Below are 26,534 nucleotides of genomic sequence, written 5' to 3' on the forward strand. Positions count from 1 at the left end.
CCGCGGCTCAGTACTTCCAGCTGACGCTCACGCTGGCATTACGCGGGGCGCCGTAGTAGGCCTGAGTCCAGTACAGGCTGCTCAGGTACTTCTCATCAGTGAGGTTGTTGAGGTTGGCCGACACGCTCCAGTTCGGGTCAATGTCGTAGCTGGCCATCAGGTCGACCACGGCGTAGGCATCTTGCTCGGCGATACCGTTGTGAGTGTCATCCTGCCAACGCACAGCAGCGCCAACCTTGAGCTTGTCCATCGCTGGAACACGATAGGTGGCAGCGGTCTTGACCATGTGCTTGGGCGAGTAGGTGACCCCGTGCGAGCCATCGGCATTGGTGATGTCGACGAAGGTGTAGCCCGCATTCAGCTCCAGCCCCTGAATGGGCTGGCCGGAAATCTCGATCTCGTAGCCTTCGCTGGTCAGCCCCTCGACCGCGCGGTAATAGGCGCGGCCACCGATGGTGCCCGCCTGTTGGGCGAAGTTGTCCTGCTCGGTGCGGAATACGGCCAGCGCCACGTTGACCTTGTCATCGAACAGCTCGCCCTTGATGCCCACCTCGTAGTTCACACCCTCTACCGGCTCCAAGCGCGAGCCTGCAGCATTGGTTTTGGTCTGCGGATCGAAGATCTCGGTGTAGCTGGCATAGACCGAGTACTGATCGGTGATGTCGTAGACCACGCCCGCATAGGGCACCACCTTGCCGCTGTCCTTCGAGGTCTTCGCAACGCCGTAATTGGTACCGTTACTTTTCACGTCGACGACACGCGTGCCGGTGATCAGGCTCAAGTTATCGGTCAAGCTCCAGCGCGCGGCACCGTACATGCTCTTCATACGGTCGGTGAAATCGCTGCCGTTGGTGGGCAGATCATTCAGCGGTCTGCCGATGTTGCCATGCCACTGCTCCAGCGGCGGCAGGGCAGTGCCGGTGGTGGAGTCGTAATAGGAGATATCGCTCAGCTCCGAGCGCGACCAACTGGCGCCCAGCGCGGCTTCATGCTGGCGGCCCGCCAGGCTGAACGGGCCGCTGGCCTGTACATCGACGATCAGCTGCTTGTTCTCGTCCTTGTACTCGGACGGATAGCTGAACAGGCCGAGGCCGGTATTCCGATCCGGCGTACCGTACATATAGAACAACGAGCCATCGCCCTTCTTTTCCACTCGCGTCAGTACGGTCTTGGCTTGCCAACCGTTGTCGAAGGTGTGCGCCAGCTCGGCGAACGTGCGGTTTTCCTTGACGTCCCAATAGGCCCAGTCTGAAGAAGTGCTGGTGGAGCGGGAGTAATCGGTCTTCGAGCCATCGGTATAGTTCAGCGGCAAAGCCCCCCACATCGGCGAGTTGGCGTCGCTGGTCTGCAGGGTGTGGCCGAGGGTGAAGACGGTGCGGTCGTCCAGGTCGAACTCCAGTACGCCATGGAACACGTTCTTCTCACGCGAGTAACGGTCGAGGTAGGAGTTCTTGTTTTCGTTGGCGTACACCACGCGCCCACGCACCGTGCCGGCATCGTTGAGCGCGCCGGATACGTCGGTATCGATACGTCGCTTGTCCCAGGAGCCGGCAGTCAGGTCGACGCGCGCCTGCGGTACGACGGTCGGTCGCTTGCGCACGAAATTGACCGTTGCCGACGGGTTGCCGGTGCCGGAAATCAGGCCGTTGGCACCGCGGATGACTTCCACGCGCTCGTACATGGCGGTATCCAGATCGCCCTCGACGTTGCCGTAGACGAAGGGCACGGAGATGCCGTCGTACTGGAAGTTGGTGATATCGAAGCCGCGGGCGGTGTAGTAAGTGCGATCCGTTTCGACTTCCTGCACCTGCACGCCCGGCACGGCCTTGAGTGCATCGTTGACGCTGGTGAGTTTGAAGTCGCGCAGCTGGGCGCCGCTCAGGGTGGAAATCGACTGCGGCGTCTGCCGCGGGGTCAGGTCGAGCTTGGTCGCAGCGCTGCTGGGGGTGGATTTGTAGCTATCGACCTCGGCCACCGTACTGCTGCCAACCACGGTCTGGGCATCGAGCTCGATCTGCTCCTGCTCGGCCAGGGCTTGATTGAAACTGCAGGCGGCCGCAACCGCCACGGCCAGGTGGGTTTTTCTGCTGAACAAGGGACGATCTCCTGATGCGCTGTCGATAGCCGCTGGCAGTCCCTTCGCAGCCGAGTGCCTCCCTGGCAGGCATTTGCCAATCGCAAATGCAAATAATTAGCGACAAAATTCTCGCAGCAGGCATCTCCCTAGTCAATACGAATAATTTACATCTACAGCTGCATTTATTTGCTTTTGAGGGTGCCGCAATCCGCCCCTACCCAACGTGCTCGACTTTCCATGCTGCTCGGCTGGCCGTTGTAAGTGCCTTTGACCTGGGTGGTGAATTCCTTGTCGCTGACGAAACGCGTCTCCCCTTCGCCCTGGGCATCCGGGCAGTTGAAGCGGAATTTCCACAGCGTCGCGCTGCGTTCGAGAATCTCGTTGCTGCAGCCGGAGTCAGGATCGTGCAGGGGGATTTCCTGAGCCTTGATCTGCTCGGCGGTGAGGCACATCTGCACGCCACCGGCACCGAGTTTGATGCCCTGCTCGGCCATCATGTTCTCCATCATCTGCCGCTGTTCGGGCGGCAGGTTCTGCATCTGCGCCAGCATTTCCTCCATGCCGGGCATGGCCTGGCCACCCACCTGCATGTTGTGCGAGCTGACCTCCCAGACACCGGGCTGGAGATCCAGGGCGCTGGCCATGACGGGCGACAGACAGAGAGCGAGCGGGAGGGCGAAACGAAAGATAGGGCGCATGACGGGTCTCCTGGGCAGGTGGTTAGCCAAGCCTAGCAGGCCGCAGATGAACAAAACCCCCACCGGCTCGCGCCGCATGGGGGTTTCCTTCTTTTGATCCGGCACTTGTGGCGCCGGAAGCCTGAGTCCGCTCTGGCGAACCTAGCCCGCGTCAGCCGCAGGGGAGCTCAGCTCACAGCTCCAGAGTTCCAACGCCGGCTGGCTCGCTTGTGGCGGGCCGAGCCAATCGCTCATCGGGCGACAACGCTGGTTGAAACACAGTTGGTAATCCCCAGCTTCAGGCGTACGCCCGACTCGCAGGGGTTGCAAAGGCGGTAGCTGACGCTGGTAGTGCCAGCTGCCATTGCGCAGTTCGGCGCCGTCGGGAATTTCCATTCCGGCGCCGGAACCCTTGACCCGCGCCTCGCCGAGGACCAGGCCCTCGGCGGTGACGCGGTAATCCTCTTCCCAGCGCACCTTCTCGATGGTGTGGGTCCAGGCCAGGGTGAAGGCCGGCGTGGGCAACTCTGCCCATACCGCGCCGGCCAACCCCAGGCACAGGCCGATCACGCCGTCGCCGCCTCGGCACGACGAGCGCGCCAGACGTGTTGAGCGATGAAGATGGCGCTGAGGGCAAAGCCGATTTCGTCGCTGATCGGTGTGGCCAGGATCAGGCTGGCGCCGGCGGCAAAGCCCAGGGCACGCTCCCACCAGCTCAGCTTGGCCTGCAGGAAGCCGGTGAACACCGCGCCCCAGATGCCGATGGCCAGCAAGGCCTTGAGGCCCACGTAGACGGTCGCCAGCAGGCTGTCGCCCTGCAGCATCAGCGCCGGCGAGTAGACCGCCATATAGGGCACGACGAAGCCGGCCACGGCGATGCGCACCGCCCACAGGCTGATCTTCAGACCACGCTCCTTGGCGATCGGCGCGGCGGCGAAGCAGGCCAGCGCCACCGGCGGAGTGAGGTCGGCCATGATGCCGAAGTAGAAGACGAACATGTGCGAGACGATCAGCGGCACGCCCAGTTCCAGCAGGGCCGGCGCGGCAATCGAGCTGGTGATGATGTAGTTGGGGATGGTCGGAATGCCCATGCCCAGCACCAGACAGGTGAGCATGGTCAGCACCAGCGACAGGAACAGGTTGTCCTGGCCGATGGCGAGGATGTAGCCGGCGAAGGTGGAGGCCACCCCGGTCAGCGACACCACACCGATGATCACCCCGACCAGGGCACAGGCGATACCCACCGGCACCGCGTGACGCGCACCTTCGACCAGCGCGTGCAGGCACAGGGTCAGGGTTTCGCGACCGCCCTTGACGAACCAGCAGACCGCCACCAGCGCCGCGATGACGCCGAACACCACGCCGATACCCAGCTGGAAGAAGCCGGCGCAGAGCACACCGAGGGCGATCCAGAAGGCGAAGCGCATGACCTTGGACGAGACCCGCAGGATGATCGCCGAACCGAGGATGACCATGGCGGTCAGCGCCAGACCAACAGTGCCGGAGAACAGCGGGGTACGTCCGGAGAACAGCAGGTAGATGAGGATGAACAGCGGGATCAGCAGGAACCAGCGTTCACGCACGGCACGCCATGGATTCGGGCATTCGTCCTTGGGCAGGCCGCGCAGGTTGGCGCGTTTGGCCTCCAGGTGGACCATCCAGAACACCGAACCGAAGTACAGCAACGCCGGGATCAGCGCGGCCTTGGCCACTTCGAAGAAGGGTACGTTGATGGTCTCGGCCATGATGAAGGCCACGGCGCCCATGATTGGCGGCATGATCTGGCTGCCCATCGACGAGGTCGCCTCGACGCCACCGGCGAAAGCCGGGCGATAACCGAAGCGTTTCATCAGCGGGATGGTGAACTGGCCGGTGGTGACCACGTTGGCCACGCCGGAACCGGTGATGGTGCCCATCAGTGCCGAGGACACTACCGATACCTTGGCCGGGCCGCCGACCTTGTGGCCGAACAGACCCATGGCGAAGTCGGTGAACAACTTGATCATCCCGGCTTGCTCAAGGAAGGCGCCGAACAGGATGAACAGGAAGATGTAGGTGGCCGAGACGTAGGTCGGGGTGCCGTACAGGCCTTCGGTGCCGAACGACAGCTGGTTGACGATCTGATCGAGGCCGTAGCCGCGATGCATCAGGTCACCCGGCAGGTACTGACCAAGCATGCCATAGGCGAGAAACAGCGCGCAGATGATCGGCAGGGCGATGCCCATGACCCGGCGCGCGGCTTCGAATACCAGCACGATCAGAACCAGGCCGACGATCATGTCGCTGGTGGTCATGTCGCCGGAACGCTGGATCAGGTCCGCCTCGAAGTACCACTGATAGATCGCAGTGGCCATGCCGGCAAGGCCCAGCAGCCAGGCCACTGGCTGCCACGGACGACCCTTGCCAAGCGCCGGAAAGCTGATGAACACCAGCAACAGCAGGAAGCCGACGTGCACGGCACGCAGTACCTGAGTGGATACCGGGTGAAAGGCCGCGGTGACAATCTGGAAGATGGAGAACAGCAGCGCGACGGCAAAGAGTGCCTTCGGCCAGTCGGACGGGCTGGCGGCCAGGCCGTTGTTTTGTTCACTCATGGAGTGCAAACCTCATGACTACTTCGATACGGAGACAGAGTCGCCAACAAAACCTACCGTCCATGAACGCCGGTTTTATTCGCGATTCTGTGAAGACCAGACCGCGGCGCAAGCGCCACGGTCCGAGCCGTCATTACAGCGCGCCGGCTTCCTTGTAGAAGCGCTCGGCACCCGGGTGCAGCGGGATCGGCAGGTTCTTGGTGGCGCTTTCCAGCTTGATGTCCTGAGCGGCGGAGTGAGCGGTGCCCAAGCGGCCGAGGTTGTCGAACATCAGCTTGGTCATCTGGTAGGCCACTTCGTCGGAGACGCCTTCATGGCTGACCAGGATGTTGGTGATGGCCACGGTAGGTACGTCGGCGTCCTGGCCGTCGTAGGTGCCGGCCGGAATGGTGGCAGCCTCGTAGGCGGCGTTGTCGATCTTCGCGGTCACTTCGGCCGGGATGGCGACGAAGCTGATCTTCATGGTCGAGGCCAGGTCACGGATGGCGGCCATGCCCAGACCGGAGGACTGCAGAGTGGCGTCCAGCTGACGGTTCTTGATCAGCTCGACCGACTCGGCGTACGGCAGGAACTCGACCTTGCCCATGTCCTTGTAGGTCAGGCCAGCGGCTTCGAAGATGGCGCGAGCGTTGAGCTCGGTGCCGGACTTCGGCGCGCCCACGGAGATGCGCTTGCCCTTGAGGTCTTCCAGGGTCTTGATGCCGGATTCGGCGTTGGCAACGATCTGGATGTAGTTCGGGTAGGTACCGGCGATGGCGCGGATCTTCTTCAGCGGCGCCTTGAAGCCAGCGTCTTCGACGCCGTTCCAGGCATCGGCGACCGAGTCACCGAGGGCGAAGGCCAGCTCACCGCGACCGGCTTCGAGCAGGTTGAGGTTTTCCACCGACGCCTTGGTCGCCTGGACCGAGGTCTTGGAGCCCTCGATGCCGTTGCTGTAGAGCTGCGAAAGGGCCACGCCAATCGGGTAGTACACACCGCTGGTACCGCCAGTGAGCACGTTGATGAAGGTCGGGGCAGCAAGCACTGCGGTGCTGGCAGTGATGGCCGCGGCAGCGGCGAACAGGCTGAGTTTCTTGGTCAGTCGCATGGAAGTATCTCCGTCGTTGTTATTGGCTGTATGCAGAGTTTCACTCTAGACGACGCCACACAGGCGGCGTCGGCGTTGCGCGATCAGCAGCGCAGGGTGCAACGTTGGACAAGAGCCGCGGCGGGCGCGGTAGGAAGGCGGCCCATGCACGGCAGCGAGTGCGGCATGGCGCGAGGGGCATGGCAGTTCATGGGCTGACCTCTTGTCGTTGTTATGGTCGCCACGTCGGCAAGATGCTGCGCGGCTGTAACTGTCATAGCAGATGCCGTGCCAGGGCCTGGAAAGCCCGAGATAGAGGGGTTACATCTAAAGACCAATGGGTCATTGAGCGGGAAATCGCCTACACCTGTGACAGGGTCGGCAAAATTCCGCTTACTGAGGTAGGCAGGTGCAATCCCGAGAGCGGATGACCCCGTAGGAGCCCGCTTGCGGGCGATCATCTGTAAGAACATCGCCGGCAAGCCGGCTCCTACAGTAAGTCGGCGCTGGCTTATTCCTCGCCGCCAGGCAGGTAATCACCGCGCGCCAGGCCATGGCGCTGCATCTTCTCGTTGAGGGTGCGGCGCGGCAGTTGCAGCATTTCCATCACCGCGGCGATGTTGCCCTGGCACTGCAGCAAGGCGTTGTGCAGGCACTGCGCCTCGAAGGCTTCCATCTGCTGCGCCAGCGCCTGGCCGGCAAAGCGTTCGGCCGGCGGCGGGCTGGACAGCCCCAGGGCATGGCGCTCGGCGGCGTTGATCAGCTCACGGACGTTGCCCGGCCAGTCATGGCCGAGCAACCGAGCAAGTTCGCTCGGCGCCAGTGGCGGCGCTTCGCGCCCATGACGCAGCGCCGCCTCATGGGCGAAATGCTCGAACAGCAGCGGAATGTCCTCGCGGCGCTCGCGCAGCGGCGGAATATGCAGGGTAGCGACGTTCAGGCGGTACACCAGGTCCTCGCGGAAACGCCCGGCCTTGACCTCGTCGAGCAGATCCGGCTTGGCCGCGCTGATCACCCGCAGATCGACCTGGATGCTCTTGTTCGAGCCGAGGCGTTCCAGGGTCTTTTCCTGCAGCACGCGCAGTAGTTTGACCTGTTGCGCCAGCGGCAGACTCTCCACCTCGTCGAGAAACAGGGTACCGCCATCGGCATGCTCGATACGACCGATGCGCCGTGCCTGGGCGCCGGTAAAGGCGCCGCTCTCGTGACCGAACAGCTCGCTTTCGAAGATGGTCTCGGGAATCGCCGCACAGTTCAGCGCGGCGAAGGCCTTGCTGGCACGCGGACTGAAATCGTGCAGGCTGCGCGCCACGCGCTCCTTGCCGCTGCCGGTCTCGCCGCGAATGAGCACGTTCACCGAGGTGCCGGCCAGTTCGAGGATCTGCCGCCGCAGGTTTTCCATCGGCCGCGAAATGCCGATCAGTTGGCTCTCGATACGGCCCTTGTCGGCCACCTGCCGACGCAGTTGGCGGTTCTCGCAAACCAGCCGGCGCTTGTCCAGCGCGCGGCGCACGCTGTCGAGCAGACGCTCGGGGGTGAAGGGTTTCTCGATGAAGTCATAGGCACCCTGACGCAGCGCCTGCACCGCCATGGGTACATCGCCATGACCGGTGACCAGGATCACCGGCAGGTCGCTGTCGACCTCCAGCAACTTGTCGAGCAATTGCAGGCCGTCACTGCCGGGCATACGCACATCGCTGACGACGATGCCGGGGAAGTCGCGATCGACCAGAGCCAAGGCTTCGGCCGCACTGGCGCAGGTACGCACGTCGAAACCGGACAGTTCCAGCCACTGCTGTACCGCCTCGCGAATCGCCGCTTCGTCGTCGACCACTATGACCTGAGCGCTCATGGCACCTCCTCTTGAGAACGGCGGGCAGTGTAGCCCGACGAATACGATCCGGGGGAGCGACCGGTGCGCACCGCGCACACTACGATCAGGCAGCGCCGCGCAGCGAGCACCAACCCACCCCAGGCCCACCGATATGCCCCGTGTAGGAGCCGGCTTGCCGTCGATAGGCCTTTGTGGCGCGGAGCATCGCCCGCAAGCGGGCTCCTACAAGGCCTACGCGCAGCAATCCGGGTTACGGCGCGGCGGGCAAACGCAAGGTAAACACCGCACCCAGCTCACCGTTATGCGCCTCCAGCGTGCCGCCGAGATCGCGCACGATACCGTAGGACACCGCCAGCCCAAGCCCCAACCCCTGCCCCACCGGTTTGGTGGTGAAGAAGGGTTCGAACACACGACCGAGGGTTTCTTCGGCAATACCGCCGCCACTGTCCTCGACGCTGAGCAGGCAGCCATCGCCTTCACGGGCGATGCGTACCAGGAGGATGCGCGTCTCGCTCTCGGCCATGGCATCGAGGGCGTTGTGCAGCAGGTTGAGGATCACCTGTTCGATGCGGATGGCATCGCCAAGCACTTCGGCCTCGTCGTCTATCTGCGTGCGCAGCTCCACCTGCTCGCTGCGCATACGCGGCGCCAACAGCTGCAGGGCCTGCTCCAGCACATCACCGAGGCACAGGCGCTCGCTGAGGCCGGCCGGGGTCTTGCGGGCAAAGGTCTTGAGGTGGCCAGTCAGCGCCGCCATGCGCTGCAGCAGGCCATCGATACGCTGCAGACCGTCGCGCACAGCTTCCGGCCGACCACTGTCGAGCAGCAGGCGCAGGCTGCCGAGCTGCATCTGCAGGGCGGTCAGCGGCTGGTTGATCTCATGCGCCAGGGCCGCCGACATCTGCCCCAGCGCGGCCATCTTGGCGGCATGTACCAAGCCGTCCTGGGCTTCGCGCAGCTCGGCGGTGCGCAGCGCCACCTCGCGCTCCAGGCGCTCGCGGATGCCGGCCTGCAAACGCTGGTTCTTGCGCCGCTGGGCGAGGAACAACAGCAGGAAAGCGAAGGTCATCCATACCCCGGCAGCAGCCAGGCGATAGCTACGCACGCTGTCCGCCAGACCGACCGGCTCGCTGAGCAGATGCAGGTTCCAGCCCTCTTCGGGCATGTGCAGACGCTGCCAGAGATAGTCGCGATTACCGTCGGGGCCATCGACGCGTGCCCAGTCCGCATCGTCGTCGATGTGCCGATGCACCTGATGCGCCAGCGGCTGCAGCGCCTGCTCGGCGTAGCGGCGCACCTCCACCAGTTCGGCGCGCGCCTGTTCGTCGAGTGGCTGCAGAGCGCGGAAACGCCAGACCGGCTTGTTGCTGAGGATCACCACCTGATAGCTGTCGGCGACCAGCAGCACGCCGGGCTGGCCGACCCATTCGCGCTGCAGGTCTTCCAGCTCCAGCTTGACCACCAGCACGCCGAGCAGCTCGCCCTTGGCATCGCGCACCACGTGGGAGAGGAAATAGCCGGGAATACCGGTGGTCACGCCCACCGCGAAATAGCGTGCGCCGCCATCGCGCAGGGCGTTCTGGAAATAGGGACGGAAGGCGTAGTTGTTACCGACAAAGCTGCTCCAGTCGCGCCAGTTGCTGGCCACCAGGGTTTCGCCCTGGGCATCGAGCAGGTACAGCACGGTGGAGCCGGCGGCCGCGTTGAGCCGCTCCAGGCGCTGGTTCAGCGCCTGGCGGAGCTGACGATCATGCGGCGCGCGCAGCAGGCTGCGAATGTCGCTGTCCAGCGCCAGCACTTCCGGTACCGAGCTGAAGCGCTCGACCAGGGTGCGAATCGACTGGGCATAGAGCTGCAACTGCCCGCGCGCCTCGACGCTGCGCTCGTCCCAGGCGCGCTGCTCGGCATGCCGTCCACCGAGCCAGAGACTCAGCAGCAGACCGGCGAGAATCGCCAGAACGGTGAACAGTACGCGGTAACGATGCTGTTGCGGCAAGGGCATAGGCGGCTCGCGGGATCAATACGAGCCGCATGTTACTCCATCACGAATACAGGTCAGCACGGGTCCACGGCAGATCATGACCGCCGTCATCGCGCGGTTTCACCGCCAGGATCTGATGCAGGTTCATCCAGCCATGCTGGAAACCGTACGCGCAGCCGGCCAGGTACAGGCGCCAGATACGCAGGGACTTTTCCGGTACCCACTGCGCGGCCTTCTGCAGCTGCCGCTCCAAGCCCTGGCTCCACAGCTGCAAGGTGCGCGCGTAGTGCAGGCGCAAGCTCTCGACATCAACGATCTCCAGCCCGACCTCGCTGATCGCCTTGCTGATGGTCACCAGGTGCGGCAGCTCGCCCTGCGGGAACACGTAGCGGTCGATGAACTCACCCGCACCACGGCCGACCGGACGACCATCGGTGAAGCGTGAGGTGATGCCATGGTTCATCACCAGGCCGCCGGCCTTGACCGCACCGAACAGACGCTGGCAGTACAGCGGCAGGTTGGCGTGGCCGACGTGCTCGAACATGCCGACGCTGACCACCTTGTCGAAGCGGCCGTCCTGCGGCAGGTCACGGTAATCCAACAGCTCCAGGGTCACGCGCCCTTCCAGGCCCTCCTCGGCCACGCGCTGCAGGCCCAGCTCCAGCTGCGCCTGACTGAGGGTGATGCCATAGACCTCGACGTCGAACTCGCGCGCGGCAAAACGCGCCAGGCCGCCCCAGCCGCAACCGACGTCGAGCAGCCTGTCACCCGGTTGCAGGCGCAGCTTGCGGCACAGGTGGCGCAGCTTGGCCTGCTGGGCCTGGTTCAGGTCTTCCTGGCCGGTTTCGAAGTAGGCGCAGGAGTAGACCATGTCGCGGTCCAGCCACAGTCGGTAGAACTCGTTGGACAGGTCGTAGTGGTAGCTGATGGCCTCGGCGTCGCTGCGTTTGTCGTGGGCGGCGTATCGCTCAGCTGGCGTGGATTCATCCCCGAGCAGCGCCGTACTCAGCGCATCGCCAACCTCGATGGCCTCTTCGATGGGGCCTTCCAGATCCACCCGTCCCTCGACATAGGCAGCGCCCAATGCATCCAGGCTGGGATGGGCCAATTGCGTGACCAGCGAGGGATCCTTCACCACCAGCGTCACCCTGGGTTTGGGCCCAAGGTCGATCTGCTTGCCGTCCCACAGTTTCAGGCGCAGCGGCAGTCGTAGATCACGAAGTGCGGTGGGCAATTGCGCGAGCATGGGCATCCCTCCTGGCCAGGAGTCTGTGTTACAGAGACTAGCTTAGATGACCTTTGCGCCCTTGCAGCAGTTCGATCCTGGCGACTAGCGGCGCCTGAGCAGGGCCACGAAGAACGCCCCGCCAATGGCGGCGGTGACGATGCCGATGGGCAGATCCTGCGGTGCCAGCCAGGTGCGCGCGGCGACATCGACCCAGACCAGGAACAGCGCCCCCAGCAGCGCCGCCACCGGCAGCACGCGACGATGCTCGGCACCGACCAGAAAGCGCGCCACGTGCGGCAGCATCAGCCCGACGAAACCGATGGCGCCGGACAGCGATACCAGCACGCCGGTGAGCAGCGAGGCCACCACGAATACCAGCAGGCGCACCCGGCGTGGCTCCAGGCCCAGGCTCACCGCGCTCTGCTCGCCGGCCATCAGCGCATTCAGCGCGCGACCCAGGCCGAGCAGCACGGCCAGCGCCAGCGCCAGGCACAGCGCCGGCAGCCAGAGCAGTTCCCAGCGCGCCAGGCCGAGGCCACCGAGCATCCAGAACAGCACCGAGCTGGCCGCATGCGGGTTGCCCAGGTACAGCAACAGATTACTTGCCGCCATCATCACGAAGGATACCGCCACGCCGGCCAGCAGCAGGCGCTCACTGTGCAGCCGACCACCGCGGCTGGCGATGGCCAGCACCAGCAGCATGCTCGCCATGGCGCCGACGAAGGCCGCCAGCGGCAGGCTGAGCATCCCGGCGAACTCGCCCAGGTAAAGCACCACGAGCACCGCACCGAAGGCTGCGCCAGAGCTGACGCCGAGCAGGTGCGGGTCGGCCAGCGGGTTGCGCGTTACCGCCTGCAGCGCCGTACCCACCAGCGCCAACCCGGCGCCGACCAGCGCGCCGAGCAGCACCCGTGGCGCGCGCAGTTGCCAGACGATGCTGTCCTGGCCAATGCTCACCGCCACTGCGGGCTCGATGCCGAACAGCTGCCGAGCGAGTATTGCCAGCACGCGCTCCAGCGGCACCTGAGCCGCACCGAAGACCAGCGACAGCGCACAGGACAGCGCCAGCAATACCGCCAGGCCGAGCAGCAGCAAGCGAAAACGCGTCACTGCGGGAAGGCCTCGGGATGCAGCGCGGCAGCCAGCACTTCGATGGCGGCGACGTTGTCCAGGCTCGGTGTGACGGCGAGATAGGAGAGCACCACGAAGCGCTGCTGGCGAATCGCCGTGACGCCCTGCAGCGCCGGATGCTGCAGGAGAAAATCGCGCTTCTGCGCCGCCGTGCGCTCACCATAGTCGACGATCAGGATCAGCTCCGGGTCCTGCTCGACCACGGCCTCCCAGCCCACCTGCATCCAGTTGGCCGCTACGCCGTCCATCACGTTGCGCCCACCGGCCGCGGCGATCAGCGACTGCGGTATGCCCAAACGGCCGGCACTGAAGGGCAGGTCCTCGCCGCTGTCGTAGACGAACACTCGCGGCCGCGTCGGTTGCTCACCGAGCTGCGCGCTTACCGCCGCTACCCGCGCCTGCATGCCCTGTACCAGGGTCTCGGCACGATCCTCGACGGCGAAGATGCGGCCGAGATTGCGCAGGTCGGTATAGACATCGTCCAGGCTGGCGACGCGCTTGGGCATAACGTGCGCGCAGGACTCGCTCAGCTCGTACACCGGGATGCCGAAACGCGCCAGGCTGGCCGGGGTGACCTCGCCGCCGATGCGCATGCCGTAGTTCCAGCCGGCGAAGAAGAAGTCGGCGTCGGCATCGAGCAGATTCTCCAGCGACGGATAGCGTGCGGCCAGTTCGGGCAGCCCGTCGAGCTGCGCCTGCATGGCCGGCTCGACGGTTTTCCAGCCGCTGATGCCGCTGTAGCCGACCATACGCTGCCTCAGGCCGAGGTCCAGGAGCATGGCGGTCAGGGTGATGTCGTGGCTGACCGCACGCTGCGGCGGTCGCTCGATGGTGAGTTGGCGATCGCAGCTGGTGACGGTGACGGCCCAAGCGGGACTGGCCAGCGCCAGCAGGATCGCACCAATGAGTGTAGGAGCGAGCTTTGCTCGCGAAGCTTCTGTCGCTCCCCAGGGTTCGCGAACAGAGCTCGCTCCTACAGACGCAACCGTGCGTAAACGCTTCATCAAACAATCCAGGTAATGCGCGGATGACCCGCCAGTGGATGGGTATCGACCAACGCCTGCAGGCCGAACACCTGCTGCAGCAACTCGGCGGTCAGCACCTCGGCAGGCGTGCCGATGGCCACCAGACGGCCCTGGTCGAGCACGCAGAGGCGGTCGCAGAAGGCCGCCGCCAGGTTCAGATCATGGAAGCTGGCCAGGGTCGCCAGGCCCAGCGCCTTGATCTGGCCCAGCAGTTCGAGCTGGTAGCGCGGGTCGAGGTGGTTGGTCGGCTCGTCGAGGATCAGCACTTGCGGCTGCTGTACCAGGGCACGGGCGAGCAGAGCGCGCTGCTTCTCGCCACCCGAGAGGCAGGCGAAGGGCTGCTGCGCCAGGTCGCTCAAACCGACACGGGCCAGCGCCTCATCCACCAGGCGCCGATCTTCGACATCGTCACCATCGAACAGCCCCTTGTGCGGCGTACGGCCCATGGCCGCCACCTCGTGCACGCGCAGGCCGAAGTCCTGCGGAAATTCCTGCAGCACCACGGCCACGCGCTGCGCACTCCAGCGCGGCGGGCGCTGCCACAGCGCCTCGCCGTCCAGCTTGACCTGGCCGGCGCTGGGCCGCTGGAAGCGATAGGCGCAGCGCAGCAGGCTGGTCTTGCCGCTGCCGTTGGGGCCGATCAGCCCCAGCAGCTCGCCATCGCCGACGTCCAGGTCGATGCCCTCGAGCAGCGGACGCTGGCCGTCGGGCGACCAGGCCAGCGCCTGAATACGCAAACGCGGAGTCATCAGAAGCTGTAATCCGCGGTGACGAAGAACGAACGCGGCGCTCCCAGGTACCACTGCTCGCCGTCGCTGCTGGCGGTGGTGGCGTACTGGCGGTCGAACAGGTTGTTCAGCTCCAGGCCCAGGCGCACGTCCGGCAACGCCTGCCAGGCGATGTTGGCGTCGACCACGGTGTAGCCAGGCGCCTTGGCGGTGTTGGCCGTATCGGCATAACGCGCATCGACATAACGCGCGCCGATACCGGCATCCACGCCGCCACCAAGCGCCTTGTTCAGCCACAGGTTGGCGGTGCGCTTGGGCACGTCGGTCGGGCGATTGCCGCTGCGGTCGCCACCACCTTCGATGAAGTCGTCGTACTCGGCACGCACCAGGGCGGCGTTGGCCGACACTTGCCAGCCCTGGCCCAGCGCCAGTTCCAGCGAGACCTCCAGGCCATCGGAGGATTGCTGGCCGATCTGCTCGGTGGGCGAGGTCGGGGTTGTGCGGCTGAGCAGCTTCTTCTTGACGATATGGTAGGCGGCCAGCGTCCACTCGCCCTGCCCGCCCCAGAACATCTGCTTGAGGCCGATCTCGCTCTGCCTGGCTTCGCTCAGATCGAACTGCTGCTGAGTCGGGTTCAGAGTCAGCAGATTGTTCACCCCCTCGGTGCTGGTGGCGTACTGACCGTACAGCGACAGTTCGGGGGTCAGGGCGAAGACCAGGCCGGCACGCCAGTTGTCGCCACTGAGGCTGCGGTCGACGCTGCTGCCATCGATCAGGTTGTCGCGCTGGATATGCACCTGATCACGGCGCACCCCGGTGACCAGCGACAGGCGCTCGGTCAGCTGGGTACGGTTCTCGGCGAACAGCGAGAACTGCCGCGCCAGGTTGCGCTCACGCGGGCCGTAGCCGAGCGGGTCGGTGCTCTGGTACTGACCGCCGCCGGAGCCGGCCAGCGGCACGCTGTCGCTGAAGCTGCTGGCGAAATCGTGCTGGCGGGCGAAGTGGATGCGGTTGTAATCCACACCGACCACCGTGCGGCTATCGAGGCCGAACAGGGCGTGATAGAGGGTGAAGGTCTGGCGGTCGCCGACCTGCTCCTGGGTGTGCTTGATCCGGTAGAACTCGCTGCGCTCGACCGTATCACCCGGCTGCCAGCGATAGGCCTCGGCATTGCGCCAGTAGCGCTGGGTCTTGATGTAGTAGAGCTGGTTGCTGGCGCTGAGCGCGTCGTTGATGCGCCAGTCCGTCACCAGGCGGGTGATCTGGTCGTTATAGCGGATATCCGCGTCGGCGACGTTGTAATTGCGCTCGCGGATGCTCTCGCGGTACTTGCCGGCCACCAGCGGCGTGCCGAGATAACGTATCGGGCTCTGGTCGCCATGGTCGTGGGACAGGGTGAAGCTCAGGTCGTCATGGGCGTCCCAGCGCAGGGCGGCGCTGAGCGCCAGGCTGTCCGAATCACCGCGGTCGACCCAACCATTGCTGGCCTGCTGATTGATGTTGAAGCGGTAGCTCAGTTCGTCACTCAGCGAACCGCCGCTGTCCAGCGCAGCCTGACGGCGGTCGTCGCTGCCGTAGCCGAGGCGCAGCTGGTTGCGGATCTCGCCGGCGAAGGGCTTCTTCGGCACCACGTTGATCACCGCGCCGGTGGCGCCCTCACCATAGAGCACCGAAGCCGGGCCGCGCAGCACGTCGATGCGCGCTACAGACCAGGTGTCCACCGGGAAGGTCACGGTGCCGGCGCCGACGTACTGGCGGGTGCCATCGTACAGCTGCATGGTCGCCGAATGGCCAGTGAAGCCGCGCGCCGACAGCGCGGTGCCGCCATTGCCGGGCGAGCCGATGCTGCTGATACCCGGCGTGCGGGTCACGGCTTCCTGCACCGTGAGGTTGTTGCGCCCACGTACCTCGGCGCCGCTCAGGCTGCTGGTGCTGGCCGGTGTTTGCAGGGCCGAAAGCTCCAGGCGGGAGCCGGACGTGGTGGGTGTATGCAGATCGCTCTCGCCTTCCTCGGCAGCGTGTGCCTGGACGGTGACGGCAGGGAGATCGACATGAGATTCGCTGGCCATGGCCACACCGCCGACCAGCAGCGCGAATGGCAGGGAGCAGAGGCGTAGAAGGTGCTGCACGTGAGTGATTCCGGATCTTCCAGGAGAGTCGTCAGGACGCTCCAGGCTCCGGGTGTACGCGTTGAAGGCGGTCAGCCTTGACGCTTCGCAGTTGGTGCCTGAGGCGATAATGTTATTGTTATAACATAACATTATCGTTTTTCGCAGGTAGCCTGAAACGGGCTCACGCCCTTCGTTCAGGCATGCAGAAGAGAGGTTCTTGTAGCGGAAATGGCGCGCCATATTGCTTCCATCGCAAAGAGAAAAGGCACGGCAATCCGATGGAAATGCGCAACAGCAGACAGGGGCACGGCGGCGCCCTACTGGAGTCAACGCCCGCCCACCGCGGGTTGCCAGACACAAACGACTCCAGGCCGGTCTCCGGGCTTGCGAGGGTCATGAACGCATCGCCTTCCCATGCGCGGGGCGCACAGTGGCGTATCGATGCGATCGCTCGCTTACCGTTGCGGGGGCAGCGTCGGACTTCAACCGACTTCCCGTTTCACCTCACGCGCGGCGGCGTGAGACACCTGAAGCGGGGCGGATATGACCACCCACACCCGCTCAAGTCAAGGCGCGGGGGGAATTGTGGGAGGCGCTTTAGCGGCGATTGCTTGTAGCTTGAATTGGCCGCAGGCGTAATCCGAGTTGCTAATTGTTGCCCTGCTCATCGATACGCAACTCCGGCAATGCCCTGCCCGCCACCAGGCGCTCATCAACCAGGCGAATCACCGCCGCCTCGTCCTTGATGCCGTACCACTCGCCCTGTGGATAAAGGCTCGCGGTCGGCCCCAGGTCGCAGGGGAACTGGCACTGACTGCGGGTGATATGCACACCGCCTTCGCACTCCAGCTTGCCGGCGGCCTTGAGCCGCTGACGCAGGGTTTTCCAAAGGCCCAGCGCGCCCTTGCGCGTGCAGCGCGGGCCGTTGCACAGCAGCAGGCGCTGCGCATGTGGAGGGATCTGCGACCAGGCGTGATGCGCAGGAACGGGCGGCACGTCACTGCAGGGCAGATGCTCTTCGCGATGCGCCAGCAGTGCGCTCAGGCCATCGAGCCAGGTGTCCTCCAGCGCCGTGCAGACCACGAACACCTCGGCTCCGGCGCCGCGTTCGGCGATGCGCTCGCGCAGCCAATCACGGTGCGCAGCATCGGCGCGCGGCTCCAGATCGACCACTAGCAGTGGTCGCGGCGCCGCAGCGATGGCCTGCCAGAAGCCATCCTGCTCGCTGTCGTGCAGATGCGCCTCACCCAGCAACGCTTCGACGCGCTGCTGCAGACGCTCGGACGATGCCCCACGACCCAGGCCGGGGCCGATAAACAGAACGCGGACGTAGGGGGGTTGGCTCATGACGGTCTCCAGAACGGGCCGGCAGTCTAGCAGCGCGTCGTGGTCCGGAGGCAATCCGGCGGGTGATAGAAGGCCCGGTGCGCGCGGCGTACCCTACAGAATCAGCGCAGGCGTAGGGCGGGTGCAACCCGCCAGGCCGGCGTTGGCGGGTTTCACCCGCCCTACAGGGACAGCGCCTCGTAGAGAGCGTCCAACTCCGCGAACTCACACGTTACCGCCGGCAACTGCGGGCGACGCAACAGCAAAACCGGCAATCCAAGCTCACGGGCGACCTGCAACTTCGGCTCGGTGGAGGCGCTGCCACTGTTCTTGCTCACCAGCACGTCGCAGCGCAGGCGCGCGAACAGTGCGCGTTCCTCCTCCAGGGAGAACGGCCCGCGTGCGCCGATCACCTCTGCGCGCGGCGGCGCCGGCTCGGCCTGCAGGCAGCGCACCGTCCAGTGCTGGTGCGCGGGAATCTCGTGCAAATGCGCCAGCGGCTCGCGCCCGGAGGTGAAAAACGGCCGTTCGAAAGGCGCCAGCGCACGGGTCAGTTCATCCCAGCCTTCCACCTCGCGCCAGTCGTCACCCGGGCCCGGTTGCCAGCCAGGGCGCCGCAATGCCCAGCATGGCACGCCCGCCAGTTCTGCAGCGCGGGCCGCGTTATGGCTGATCTGCGCCGCATAGGGGTGGGTCAGATCCAGCAGCAGCTCGATGCCTTCGCGGTCGATAAAGGCCGCCAGGCCTTCGGCACCGCCAAAGCCGCCGACGCGCACGCGGCAGGCCAGGTCATCCGGCACGCGACCAAGGCCGGCCAGGCTGTAGATGGTTTCCGACCCCAGTCGACGCGCCAGACGCAGCGCCTCGGTGGTGCCACCGAGCAACAGGATGCGTGCGCTCAAGGTTTGCGCACCGCCAGCAGGGTGATCGGCAGCGCCGCACGCCAGGTGTCGAAGCCGCCCAGCGGCTGTGCCTGGGCCACGGTAAGACGCAGCAGCTCGCCGCCATTCTGTTCGCGGAAGGCGACCAGCGCCGCCTCGCTTTGAATGGTCACGGCATTGGCCAGCAGGCGTCCGCCGGACTTGAGCGCGGCCCAGCAGTCATCCAGTACACCGGGTACGGTGACGCCACCGCCGATAAAGATCGCATCCGGTGCCGGCAGCCCGTCCAGCGCCTCGGGCGCATGCCCGGCGACCAGCTGCAGACCAGGTACGCCGAGGGCATCGCGGTTGTGGCGGATATGATCCTGACGGCCCTCGTTGGCCTCGATGGCGATAGCGCGGCAGGCCGGGTGCGCGCGCATCCACTCGATGCCGATGGAGCCACAACCGGCGCCGACATCCCACAGCAGCTCGCCGGGCAGCGGCGCCAGCCGCGCCAGGGTGACCGCGCGCACGTCACGCTTGGTCAGTTGGCCGTCGTGACGGTAGGCCTCGTCAGGCAGACCACAGGTCGGTGGCAACAGTTGTGCCCCGGCGTCGGCCAGGCACTCCACGGCCAGCTGGTTGAGGTCAGCGCCGCGCGGCAGGTCCCAGCTCGCGGCCAGGCCCTCGATGCGGCGCTCGTCGGGGCCGCCAAGGTGCTCCAGCAGAGTCAGACGACTGGCGCCGAAACCGCGTGCGCACAGGGCTGCGGCGACCTGCGCGGGGGTGTCACCATCAGCGCTCAACACCAGCAGGCGCGTACCGGGATAGAGACGGGCATTGAGCGTGGCCAGCGGCCGGCCGACCAGCGACAGCACCTCCACCTCCTGCAGCGGCCAGCCCAGACGCGCCGCCGCCAGCGACACCGAAGACGGCGCAGGCAACACCTGCAACTCGTCGGCCGGCAGCTGGCGCGCCATGCTGGCACCAACGCCATAGAACATCGGATCACCGCTGGCCAGCACGCACACCGCCTCGCCGCGTCGGGCCAGCAACGGCTGTAGATCGAAGGGGCTGGGCCAGGTTTCCCGCTCGCCGCTGATGCACGGCGGCAGCAGCGCCAGCTGGCGCGGCGCGCCGACGATACGGGTGGCCGCCAGCAAGGCGCGACGCGCGGCCTTGCCCAGGCCGGGGTAGCCGTCTTCGCCGATGCCGACCAGGGTCAACCAGGGTTTCATCCAATGTCCTCACACAGGCCCGACGGAGCGCCTGTCCGCGCTCCGGGCAAAGCGGGCATAATAGCGCCTTCGTCGGTGCCCTTGAGTCGATACGACTCAGTAAAGGGCCTAAGGAAACTCTGAAATAGTCGTCATTCCCGCGCAGGCGGGAATCCAGAATCTCAGTACTACCTGGGCTCCCGCCTGCGCGGGAGTGACGGTAGATGGCCATTTCAGAGCTTCCCCAAGAGGGAACACGGTTCACCGTGGCTGCCCCCGCAACTGTAAACAGCGAGTCCAACGCAATCGGCCACTGGGTAACCGGGAAGGCGCGGCGGACGAAGACCTGTCAGCCAGGAGACCTGCCGACGAACGCTGGTCGCGAGTGCCAACATCGGGCGGGGTGTACCGATGCCATGGAGTCCCCAATGGGATTTCGCTGGTTCGGTCGCCGCGTCGTTAGCCACAGGTGACCGCTTGCCTACATCCGTCCGTCCTTCCGCCTGCCCCGGCCTGCTGCGCATCGTGCCTGCGCTGGATGGCGGCATCTGCCGGGTCAAACTGCCCGGCGGCATGCTGCGCAGTGCCCAGGCGCAAGCGATTGCCGAAGCAGCGCGGCAGCATGCCAGCGGTGTGCTGGAGCTGACCAACCGCAGCAATCTGCAGATTCGTGGCGTATTGCCCGGCCAGGAAAGCACACTGATCGACGCCCTGCTCGGCGCCGAGCTCGGTCCCCGAGTGGCCGCTGCCGACGATGTGCGCAACCTGATGCTCAGCCCCGCCGCCGGTCTCGACCCGCAGGCACGGATGGACGTGCGTCCGCTGGCCAGCCAGTTGCTCGACCTGCTGCAGGACACCCCGGTGCTGCATGCCCTGTCGCCCAAGTTCGCCCTGCAACTGGACGGTGGCGAAGCCCTGGCCATGCGCGAACACCCCCACGACCTGTGGCTGACCGCCGAGGACGACCAGTACCTGCTGCTGGGCCTGGCCGGCTGCCCCTTCGACGCGCCGCTGGCGCGAGTCGAGGCGACACATACGGTCACGCTGGTGCGCGAACTCCTGCTGCTGTTCCTTGAACTGGCGATACCCGAACAATCGCGCATGCGCCAGTTGCTGGCACAGATCCCGGCCAGCGAGCTGTTGCAACGCCTGCAGACGCGTCTGGATTTTCCCCTGCACCCGGCACCGGCCAATTGGCAGACTGCCGCGACGATCAACCGCTCGCCGGCTGGGATTTATCCACAAGCGCAGAGCGGCCTGTGCATGGTCGCAGCCGGCGCCCAGTTGGGCCGACTGCATGCCGAACAGCTGCTGACGCTCGCAGACCTCAGCGAGCGATTGGGAGACGGCGAGCTGCGCCTGACCCCCTGGCAAGGCGTGCTGCTGGGCAATGTGCCGGAATCCGCCAGCCGTGAACTGATGGCAGCACTGGGCGAACTCGGCCTGCTGACCCACATCGACGAGCCGCTGCTTGGCCTGGTCGCCTGCACCGGCTCGGCGGCCTGCGCGCGCGGCCTGGCCGACAGCAAGCACCACGCCCTGCACCTGGCGGAGCTGCTGCGCGAAAGCGGCGCCCGTCCGCAGGTGCATCTCAGCGCCTGCCCGCGCAGTTGCGCCAGCGCCCGCGTACAGCCCTATACCCTGCTGGCCAGCACGCCCGATCACTACCAGCTCTACCAACGCACGCCCGAGGCGCCCGGTTTCGGTCGCCTGCTGGCGCCAGCCATGACCATCGACGAGGCCGGCGTCTGGTTCGCCCGCCAACACCCCGCAGGAACACCCGATGCTTGATTACATCCGCGACGGCCAGGAAATCTACCGCCGCTCCTTCGCCACCATTCGCGCCGAAGCCAACCTCGACGGCATCCCCGCCGACCTGGAAAAACTCGCCGTACGGGTGATCCATGCCTGCGGCATGGTCGACGTGGTGGAGGATCTGCGCTTCTCCCCCGGTGCCGGCGCCGCTGGCCGCGCCGCGCTGCTGGCCGGCGCGCCGATCCTCTGCGATGCGCGCATGGTCGCCGAGGGCATCACCCGCCCGCGCCTGCCGGCTAACAACCAAGTGATCTGTACCCTGCACGACGCCGGCGTACCGGAGCTGGCCCGCGAAGTCGGCAATACTCGCTCGGCGGTGGCTCTGGAACACTGGCGTGAACATCTCGAAGGCAGCGTGGTGGTGATCGGCAACGCCCCCACGGCGCTGTTCTACCTGCTGGAAATGCTCGACGCCGGCGCGCCGAAGCCGGCACTGATCATCGGCATGCCGGTGGGTTTCATCGGCGCGGCAGAATCCAAGGACGCCCTGGCCGCAGACAGTCGTGGCGTGCCCTACGTGATCGTCCGTGGCCGCCGTGGCGGCAGCGCCATGGCGGTAGCGGCGGTCAACGCCCTCGCCTCGGAGGTGGAATGATGGCTGGCCGTCTGCTCGGTCTCGGCGTCGGCCCCGGCGACCCCGAGCTGCTCACCCTCAAGGCGCTGCGCCTGCTCAAAGGCGCGCCGGTGGTGGCCTACTTCGTGGCCAAGGCCAAACACAACGCCGGCCACGGCGGTAACGCCTTCGGCATCATCGAAGAGCACCTGGACGTCGCCCAGCAGCGCCTGCCGCTGGTCTACCCAGTAACCACCGAGAAGCTTGCCCCGCCGCTGTCCTACGAGGATGTGATCGCCGACTTCTACGACACCTGCGCGCAGCAGATCGCCCAGTTGCTGGACGCCGGCCAGGACGTGGCGGTGATCTGCGAGGGCGATCCGTTCTTCTACGGCTCCTACATGTATCTGCACGACCGACTGGCTGACCGCTACGAGGTGGAAGTGGTGCCCGGCGTGTGCTCCATGCTCGGCTGCGCCTCGGTGCTCGGCACCCCGCTGGTGTACCGCAACCAGAGCTTGAGCGTGCTGTCCGGCGTACTGCCGGAAGACGAGCTGGAACAGCGCCTACGCGACGCCGAAGCGGCCGTGGTGATGAAACTCGGGCGCAACTTCGAAAAGGTGCGCCGCGTGCTGCGCAAGCTCGGCCTGGACGACCGCGCCCACTACGTAGAACGCGCGACCATGGCCAGCCAGAAGATCGTCGCACTGGACGAGGTGGAGCCGATGGATTCGCCGTATTTCTCGATGATTCTGGTGCCTGGGCAGAAATGGCGGGGGTAATCCCGTAGGGCGGGTGCAACCCGCCTGCAGCGAGCTGGCGGGTTGCACCCGCCCTACCCGTCTCAAGACCGTAGCCCGGATGCAATCCGGGAAACCCATTCCCCGGATTGCATCCGGGCTACAGGATTTACCGCATGAACATCGTCATCCTCGGCGCCAGCGCGCTGGCCACTGCACAACGTCTCAAGGCGCTTTATCCACAGGCGGTGATCCACGGCCTGCGCGGGCGCGCCGACGGCGCCGAGCGCCACTACGACGAGTTCAGCGATACCCTGCGCGCCCTGTACCGCGCCGGCCAGCCGCTTGTGGTGCTGTGCGCCGCCGGTATCGTCATCCGTAGCCTGGCCGCGCTGCTGGCGGAAAAGGGCGCCGAGCCGCCGGTGCTGGCCCTGGCCGAGGACGGCAGCGCCGTAGTACCGCTGCTCGGTGGCCTGGCCGGGGTCAATCGTCTGGCCCGCGAGATCGCCGCGCACCTGGGCGTAACGCCGGCCATCACCACCAGTGGCGAACTGCGCTTCGGCACCTGCCTGCTGGAGCCGCCAGCCGGCTATACCCTGGCCGACCTGCAGCAGGGCAAGCGCTTCGTCAGCGACCTGCTCGGCGGCGAGACGGTACGCATAGAAGGCCAGGCGCCCTGGCTGGAGGCCGCGCAGCTGCCTGTGGATGACGCCGCCAGTCGGGTTATCCACATCACCGCACAGGCGCGCCCGGCGCAACCGGACGAACTGTTGATCCACCCGCGCGTCGCCGCTGCGCTGATCGAACGCCCCGGCGCCGACCTGGCCACCCGACTGCAGCAGGCGCTGAGCGATGCCAAGCTGGCGCCGCAAGCGCTGGCCGTTCTGCTCGCGGACAAAGCCTGGATGGCCAACGCCGACCTGCACGCAGCGGCACGCGAACTAAACCTTCCGCTGCGCTTTATCCACAGCACCACCGAGCTGCCGCCCGAGCACCTTGTAGGCGACGGCCTGCGCCTGCTGCTGGGTGAACAGCCGCTGGATATCGAGCGCCTCGGCCAGCGCCGTGGCCGCCTCAGCGTGGTCGGCCTCGGCCCCGGTGCCGCCGAACACATGACCCCCGCCGTGCGCCGCGCCCTCGACGAAGCGCAAGACCTGCTCGGCTACGACACCTACGTGAAGATGGCCGGCCCGCTGCGCGCCGATCAATGCGTACACCCCAGCGACAATCGCGAGGAACTGCAGCGCGCCGCCCATGCCTTCGAGTTGGCCGCCAGCGGCCGGCGGGTGGTGATGATCTCCTCGGGCGACCCCGGCGTGTTCGCCATGGCCGCCGCGGTGATGGAGGCGCTGGAAAGCCCGCAAAACGATGCCTGGCACGGCGTCGAGCTGGAAGTACTGCCGGGCGTATCCGCCGCCCTGGCTACCGCCGCCAAGGCCGGTGCGCCGCTGGGTCACGACTTCTGCCTGATATCCCTGTCCGACAACCTCAAGCCCTGGGCAGTGATCGAAAAGCGCCTGCAGCACGCCGCCATCGCCGATCTGGCCATGGCCTTCTACAACCCGATCTCCAAGTCCCGCCCCTGGCAGCTTGGCCGCGCACTGGAACTGCTGCGCCAGCACCGCGAACCGCAGACCCTGGTGGTACTCGGCCGCGATATCGGCCGTCCCGCCGAAGCCCTGCGCAACCTCACCCTCGGCGAGCTGACGCCGGAGATGGTCGACATGCGCACCCTGGTGATCATCGGCTCCAGCCAGACCCGCCGCTTCCCCCGGGCCGATGGCGGCGAGTGGGCCTATACACCGCGCTGGTATCCCGATCTGTAGGAGCCCGCTTGCGGGCAATCCGGCACCGTCGAACACCTTGATCGCTGGCAAGCCAGCTCCTACGAAAGGCGCCTGCACAAACCTTCTAGCCCTGCGCACTGGACGCGGTAAGCTCAAGCGTTCACAGCACAAACGGGCAGCAGGCGATGAACGCGCAGTCATGGGTCGACCTCAAGCAGGATGCCGATACCGGCATCGAGGTGATCCGTGCGCATTTCGAGGGCCACGCCTACGACCCGCACTGGCACGACAGCTACCTGATCGGCTTTACCGAGCAGGGCGTGCAGCAGTTCCATTGCCGACGCGCGCTGTTCAGCAGTGTGCCGGGACAGACCTTCTTCCTCGAGCCCGGCGATATCCACGACGGCCACGCGCCGACACCGGGCGGCTTCACCTACTCCACCCTCTATCTCGAGCCGGCCTGGCTGGAGCGCGCGTTGCCAGCGCTGTTCGAACAGGCACCCGCCGACTGTCTGCCCGGCGTACCACGCACCCAACCGGACGACCCCGGCCTGCTGCCCTGTATCGCCAATGCCCTGCAGGCGTTAAACGACAACGAGCCGCGCATGGTGCGCGACGCGGCGCTGGATACGCTGCTGGAGCGCATCTCACGCAGCCTGCACTGGCGCCAGCGCCTGCCGGGCAGCCCGCAGATACCCCGCGTGGCCCTGCGTGCCCGCGACTACCTGCATGCACACTTTCAAGAGAACATCGGCCTCGACGAACTGGCGCGAGTCTGCGGCGTCGACCGCTTCCGCCTCAGCCGTGCGTTCAAGGCGGCCTTCGGCATTGCCCCACATGGCTACCTGATCCAGCTGCGTCTGGTGCGCGCACGCCGGCTGCTGGCCCTCGGCACGGCACCGGCGGATGTCGCCAGCGACCTGGGCTTCGCCGACCAGAGTCACCTGGGCCGCTGGTTCCGCCGTGCCAACGGCCTTACCCCGGGCGCCTACCGCAGCCTCTGCACAAAGCTTCAAGACCGCTGAATCAGCCAGCCGGACAATCGCGCCATACCCGATATGGAGCGATGCCCGATGCCCTTCACTGCTCAACGAGCGCGGCCATGAACCAGTGGCTGCCCTTCATCCTCTTCGCCTCGGTGGCGTCGATCACCCCCGGCCCGACCAACCTGCTGATCCTCGGCAGCGCCGCGCGCTTCGGCCTGTCCATCGCTCTGGCCATCGCCTTGGGCGCCAGCCTCGCTGCCAGTCTGATGCTGCTGGTGGTCGGCCTGGGCCTCGGCGAACTACTGGCCCGCGCCCCGCTGTTGCAGACGGCGATGACCTGGGCCGGCGCCGCCTGGATCAGTTGGATGGCCTGCAAGCTGATGCGCGCCGAAGCTGCCGGCCTGGACGAGCGCGGCGTCGACCGGCGCCAGGGCTTCGCCCAGGGCGCCGGCCTGCAACTGATCAACCCCAAGACCTGGCTGATGAGCGTCTCGGTCACGGCGATCTTCCTCGACGGCCAGGCCTCGTTCGGCGCGGTGGCGAGCTACGCGACGCTGTTCCTGCTGGTGTCCACGCCCTGCCTGCTGGCCTGGGGTGTGCTGGGCGTCGGCGGCGCGCGCCTATTGCGGCAACCGGCCAGGCTGCTGTTGTTCAACCGCTGCATGGCTGTGTTGCTGCTGGCTTCGGTGTGGCTGCCGCTAATGACAAACCTGTAGGAGCGCCGCCCCGGCGCGAAGCGATTGCGGCGATGCCGCGATACCGAGTTTATCCGCAGCATTCGCCGCGGGGCGCGGC

The 26,534-nt window shown here is 66.1% G+C and carries 21 protein-coding genes and 2 riboswitches; of the genes, 6 read left to right on the forward strand and 15 right to left on the reverse strand.

The features are described from left to right. Nucleotides 1-7 precede the first annotated feature (7 nt). The 15 genes from BLS08_RS00600 to cbiE form a co-directional block, all read right to left on the reverse strand. Entirely contained in the window at nt 8-2,095 is a 2,088-nt protein-coding gene (locus BLS08_RS00600) for a TonB-dependent siderophore receptor (RefSeq protein ID WP_090335864.1), read from the reverse strand. 164 nt (nt 2,096-2,259) lie between these two features. Then, on the reverse strand, nt 2,260-2,775 hold the full coding sequence (locus BLS08_RS00605) for a DUF3617 domain-containing protein (protein WP_090335866.1): 516 nt from the start codon (nt 2,773-2,775) through the stop codon (nt 2,260-2,262). A gap of 141 nt (nt 2,776-2,916) precedes the next feature. Further along, nucleotides 2,917-3,324 (reverse strand): DUF1850 domain-containing protein, encoded by a 408-nt coding sequence (locus BLS08_RS00610; RefSeq protein ID WP_072425204.1) that lies wholly within the window; start codon nt 3,322-3,324, stop codon nt 2,917-2,919. Then, entirely contained in the window at nt 3,321-5,348 is a 2,028-nt protein-coding gene (locus tag BLS08_RS00615; RefSeq protein WP_090335868.1) for a TRAP transporter permease, read from the reverse strand. Before BLS08_RS00615 ends, BLS08_RS00610 begins: the two co-directional genes overlap by 4 nt. Nucleotides 5,349-5,481: 133 nt before the next feature. Continuing rightward, entirely contained in the window at nt 5,482-6,435 is a 954-nt protein-coding gene (locus BLS08_RS00620; RefSeq protein ID WP_021487397.1) for a TAXI family TRAP transporter solute-binding subunit, read from the reverse strand. A gap of 490 nt (nt 6,436-6,925) precedes the next feature. Next, nucleotides 6,926-8,266 carry a sigma-54-dependent transcriptional regulator gene (locus BLS08_RS00625; RefSeq protein WP_017676222.1) on the reverse strand — a complete coding sequence of 447 codons (1,341 nt, stop codon included), beginning with the start codon at nt 8,264-8,266 and terminating at the stop codon, nt 6,926-6,928. A gap of 232 nt (nt 8,267-8,498) precedes the next feature. After that, nucleotides 8,499-10,250, reverse strand: a complete 1,752-nt coding sequence (locus tag BLS08_RS00630) for a sensor histidine kinase (RefSeq protein ID WP_017676223.1) — start codon at nt 10,248-10,250, stop codon at nt 8,499-8,501. 40 nt (nt 10,251-10,290) lie between these two features. Beyond that, the gene (gene cfaB, locus BLS08_RS00635) at nt 10,291-11,475 is read right to left on the reverse strand and encodes a C17 cyclopropane fatty acid synthase CfaB (protein ID WP_017676224.1); all 1,185 of its coding nucleotides are present in this window, start codon (nt 11,473-11,475) and stop codon (nt 10,291-10,293) included. An 84-nt stretch (nt 11,476-11,559) separates the two neighbouring features. Further along, complete coding sequence (locus tag BLS08_RS00640; protein ID WP_017676225.1) at nt 11,560-12,567, reverse strand: FecCD family ABC transporter permease; 1,008 nt, start codon at nt 12,565-12,567, stop codon at nt 11,560-11,562. Continuing rightward, nucleotides 12,564-13,592, reverse strand: a complete 1,029-nt coding sequence (locus tag BLS08_RS00645) for an ABC transporter substrate-binding protein (RefSeq protein WP_017676226.1) — start codon at nt 13,590-13,592, stop codon at nt 12,564-12,566. The genes BLS08_RS00640 and BLS08_RS00645 overlap by 4 nt, the downstream gene beginning before the upstream one ends. After that, nucleotides 13,592-14,362, reverse strand: a complete 771-nt coding sequence (locus tag BLS08_RS00650; RefSeq protein WP_055986157.1) for an ABC transporter ATP-binding protein — start codon at nt 14,360-14,362, stop codon at nt 13,592-13,594. The genes BLS08_RS00645 and BLS08_RS00650 overlap by 1 nt, the downstream gene beginning before the upstream one ends. Continuing rightward, the gene (locus BLS08_RS00655; protein WP_090335869.1) at nt 14,362-16,470 is read right to left on the reverse strand and encodes a TonB-dependent receptor; all 2,109 of its coding nucleotides are present in this window, start codon (nt 16,468-16,470) and stop codon (nt 14,362-14,364) included. The genes BLS08_RS00650 and BLS08_RS00655 overlap by 1 nt, the downstream gene beginning before the upstream one ends. Nucleotides 16,471-16,804: 334 nt before the next feature. Then, a riboswitch (cobalamin riboswitch) is annotated at nt 16,805-16,998 on the reverse strand. A 102-nt stretch (nt 16,999-17,100) separates the two neighbouring features. Continuing rightward, nucleotides 17,101-17,799, reverse strand: a complete 699-nt coding sequence (locus BLS08_RS00660; RefSeq protein WP_090335871.1) for a (2Fe-2S) ferredoxin domain-containing protein — start codon at nt 17,797-17,799, stop codon at nt 17,101-17,103. Between the two features lie 161 nt (nt 17,800-17,960). Next, nucleotides 17,961-18,680, reverse strand: coding sequence for a cobalt-precorrin-6A reductase (locus BLS08_RS00665; protein ID WP_021487405.1), 720 nt, complete (start codon nt 18,678-18,680; stop codon nt 17,961-17,963). Next, the gene (gene cbiE, locus BLS08_RS00670; protein WP_090335873.1) at nt 18,677-19,879 is read right to left on the reverse strand and encodes a precorrin-6y C5,15-methyltransferase (decarboxylating) subunit CbiE; all 1,203 of its coding nucleotides are present in this window, start codon (nt 19,877-19,879) and stop codon (nt 18,677-18,679) included. The genes BLS08_RS00665 and cbiE overlap by 4 nt, the downstream gene beginning before the upstream one ends. 180 nt (nt 19,880-20,059) lie before the next feature. Next, a riboswitch (cobalamin riboswitch) is annotated at nt 20,060-20,242 on the forward strand. Between the two features lie 93 nt (nt 20,243-20,335). Between cbiE and cobG the strand changes: the two genes are divergently transcribed. From cobG to BLS08_RS00700, 6 genes are all read left to right on the forward strand, one after another. Beyond that, a complete protein-coding gene (gene cobG / locus BLS08_RS00675) occupies nt 20,336-21,649 on the forward strand; it encodes a precorrin-3B synthase (protein WP_090335874.1) in 1,314 nt (437 codons plus the stop codon). Further along, nucleotides 21,642-22,268: a precorrin-8X methylmutase gene (locus tag BLS08_RS00680; protein ID WP_059391055.1), complete on the forward strand. Its 627-nt coding sequence runs from the start codon at nt 21,642-21,644 to the stop codon at nt 22,266-22,268. The genes cobG and BLS08_RS00680 overlap by 8 nt, the downstream gene beginning before the upstream one ends. After that, nucleotides 22,268-23,008, forward strand: coding sequence for a precorrin-2 C(20)-methyltransferase (locus BLS08_RS00685; protein WP_090335876.1), 741 nt, complete (start codon nt 22,268-22,270; stop codon nt 23,006-23,008). Before BLS08_RS00680 ends, BLS08_RS00685 begins: the two co-directional genes overlap by 1 nt. Nucleotides 23,009-23,142: 134 nt before the next feature. After that, complete coding sequence (cobJ, locus tag BLS08_RS00690; protein ID WP_090335877.1) at nt 23,143-24,792, forward strand: precorrin-3B C(17)-methyltransferase; 1,650 nt, start codon at nt 23,143-23,145, stop codon at nt 24,790-24,792. 146 nt (nt 24,793-24,938) lie between these two features. Then, complete coding sequence (locus tag BLS08_RS00695) at nt 24,939-25,778, forward strand: AraC family transcriptional regulator (RefSeq protein WP_090335878.1); 840 nt, start codon at nt 24,939-24,941, stop codon at nt 25,776-25,778. A gap of 77 nt (nt 25,779-25,855) precedes the next feature. Continuing rightward, the gene (locus tag BLS08_RS00700; RefSeq protein WP_167375866.1) at nt 25,856-26,455 is read left to right on the forward strand and encodes a LysE family translocator; all 600 of its coding nucleotides are present in this window, start codon (nt 25,856-25,858) and stop codon (nt 26,453-26,455) included. The last annotated feature ends 79 nt before the right edge of the window (nt 26,456-26,534 follow it).

It is taken from the genome of Ectopseudomonas chengduensis (assembly GCF_900102635.1).
Taxonomy (GTDB): domain Bacteria; phylum Pseudomonadota; class Gammaproteobacteria; order Pseudomonadales; family Pseudomonadaceae; genus Aquipseudomonas; species Aquipseudomonas chengduensis.

Excerpts from the sequence above, each read along its gene's own strand:
- BLS08_RS00605 (WP_090335866.1), bottom strand. The coding sequence starts at position 2,775 with ATGCGCCCTATCTTTCGTTTCGCCCTCCCGCTCGCTCTCTGTCTGTCG.
- BLS08_RS00615 (WP_090335868.1), bottom strand. The coding sequence starts at position 5,348 with ATGAGTGAACAAAACAACGGCCTGGCCGCCAGCCCGTCCGACTGGCCG.
- BLS08_RS00620 (WP_021487397.1), bottom strand. The coding sequence starts at position 6,435 with ATGCGACTGACCAAGAAACTCAGCCTGTTCGCCGCTGCCGCGGCCATC.
- BLS08_RS00625 (WP_017676222.1), bottom strand. The coding sequence starts at position 8,266 with ATGAGCGCTCAGGTCATAGTGGTCGACGACGAAGCGGCGATTCGCGAG.
- BLS08_RS00630 (WP_017676223.1), bottom strand. The coding sequence starts at position 10,250 with ATGCCCTTGCCGCAACAGCATCGTTACCGCGTACTGTTCACCGTTCTG.
- cfaB (WP_017676224.1), bottom strand. The coding sequence starts at position 11,475 with ATGCTCGCGCAATTGCCCACCGCACTTCGTGATCTACGACTGCCGCTG.
- BLS08_RS00645 (WP_017676226.1), bottom strand. The coding sequence starts at position 13,592 with ATGAAGCGTTTACGCACGGTTGCGTCTGTAGGAGCGAGCTCTGTTCGC.
- BLS08_RS00650 (WP_055986157.1), bottom strand. The coding sequence starts at position 14,362 with ATGACTCCGCGTTTGCGTATTCAGGCGCTGGCCTGGTCGCCCGACGGC.
- BLS08_RS00660 (WP_090335871.1), bottom strand. The coding sequence starts at position 17,799 with ATGAGCCAACCCCCCTACGTCCGCGTTCTGTTTATCGGCCCCGGCCTG.
- cbiE (WP_090335873.1), bottom strand. The coding sequence starts at position 19,879 with ATGAAACCCTGGTTGACCCTGGTCGGCATCGGCGAAGACGGCTACCCC.
- BLS08_RS00680 (WP_059391055.1), top strand. The coding sequence starts at position 21,642 with ATGCTTGATTACATCCGCGACGGCCAGGAAATCTACCGCCGCTCCTTC.
- BLS08_RS00685 (WP_090335876.1), top strand. The coding sequence starts at position 22,268 with ATGGCTGGCCGTCTGCTCGGTCTCGGCGTCGGCCCCGGCGACCCCGAG.
- cobJ (WP_090335877.1), top strand. The coding sequence starts at position 23,143 with ATGAACATCGTCATCCTCGGCGCCAGCGCGCTGGCCACTGCACAACGT.
- BLS08_RS00695 (WP_090335878.1), top strand. The coding sequence starts at position 24,939 with ATGAACGCGCAGTCATGGGTCGACCTCAAGCAGGATGCCGATACCGGC.
- BLS08_RS00700 (WP_167375866.1), top strand. The coding sequence starts at position 25,856 with ATGAACCAGTGGCTGCCCTTCATCCTCTTCGCCTCGGTGGCGTCGATC.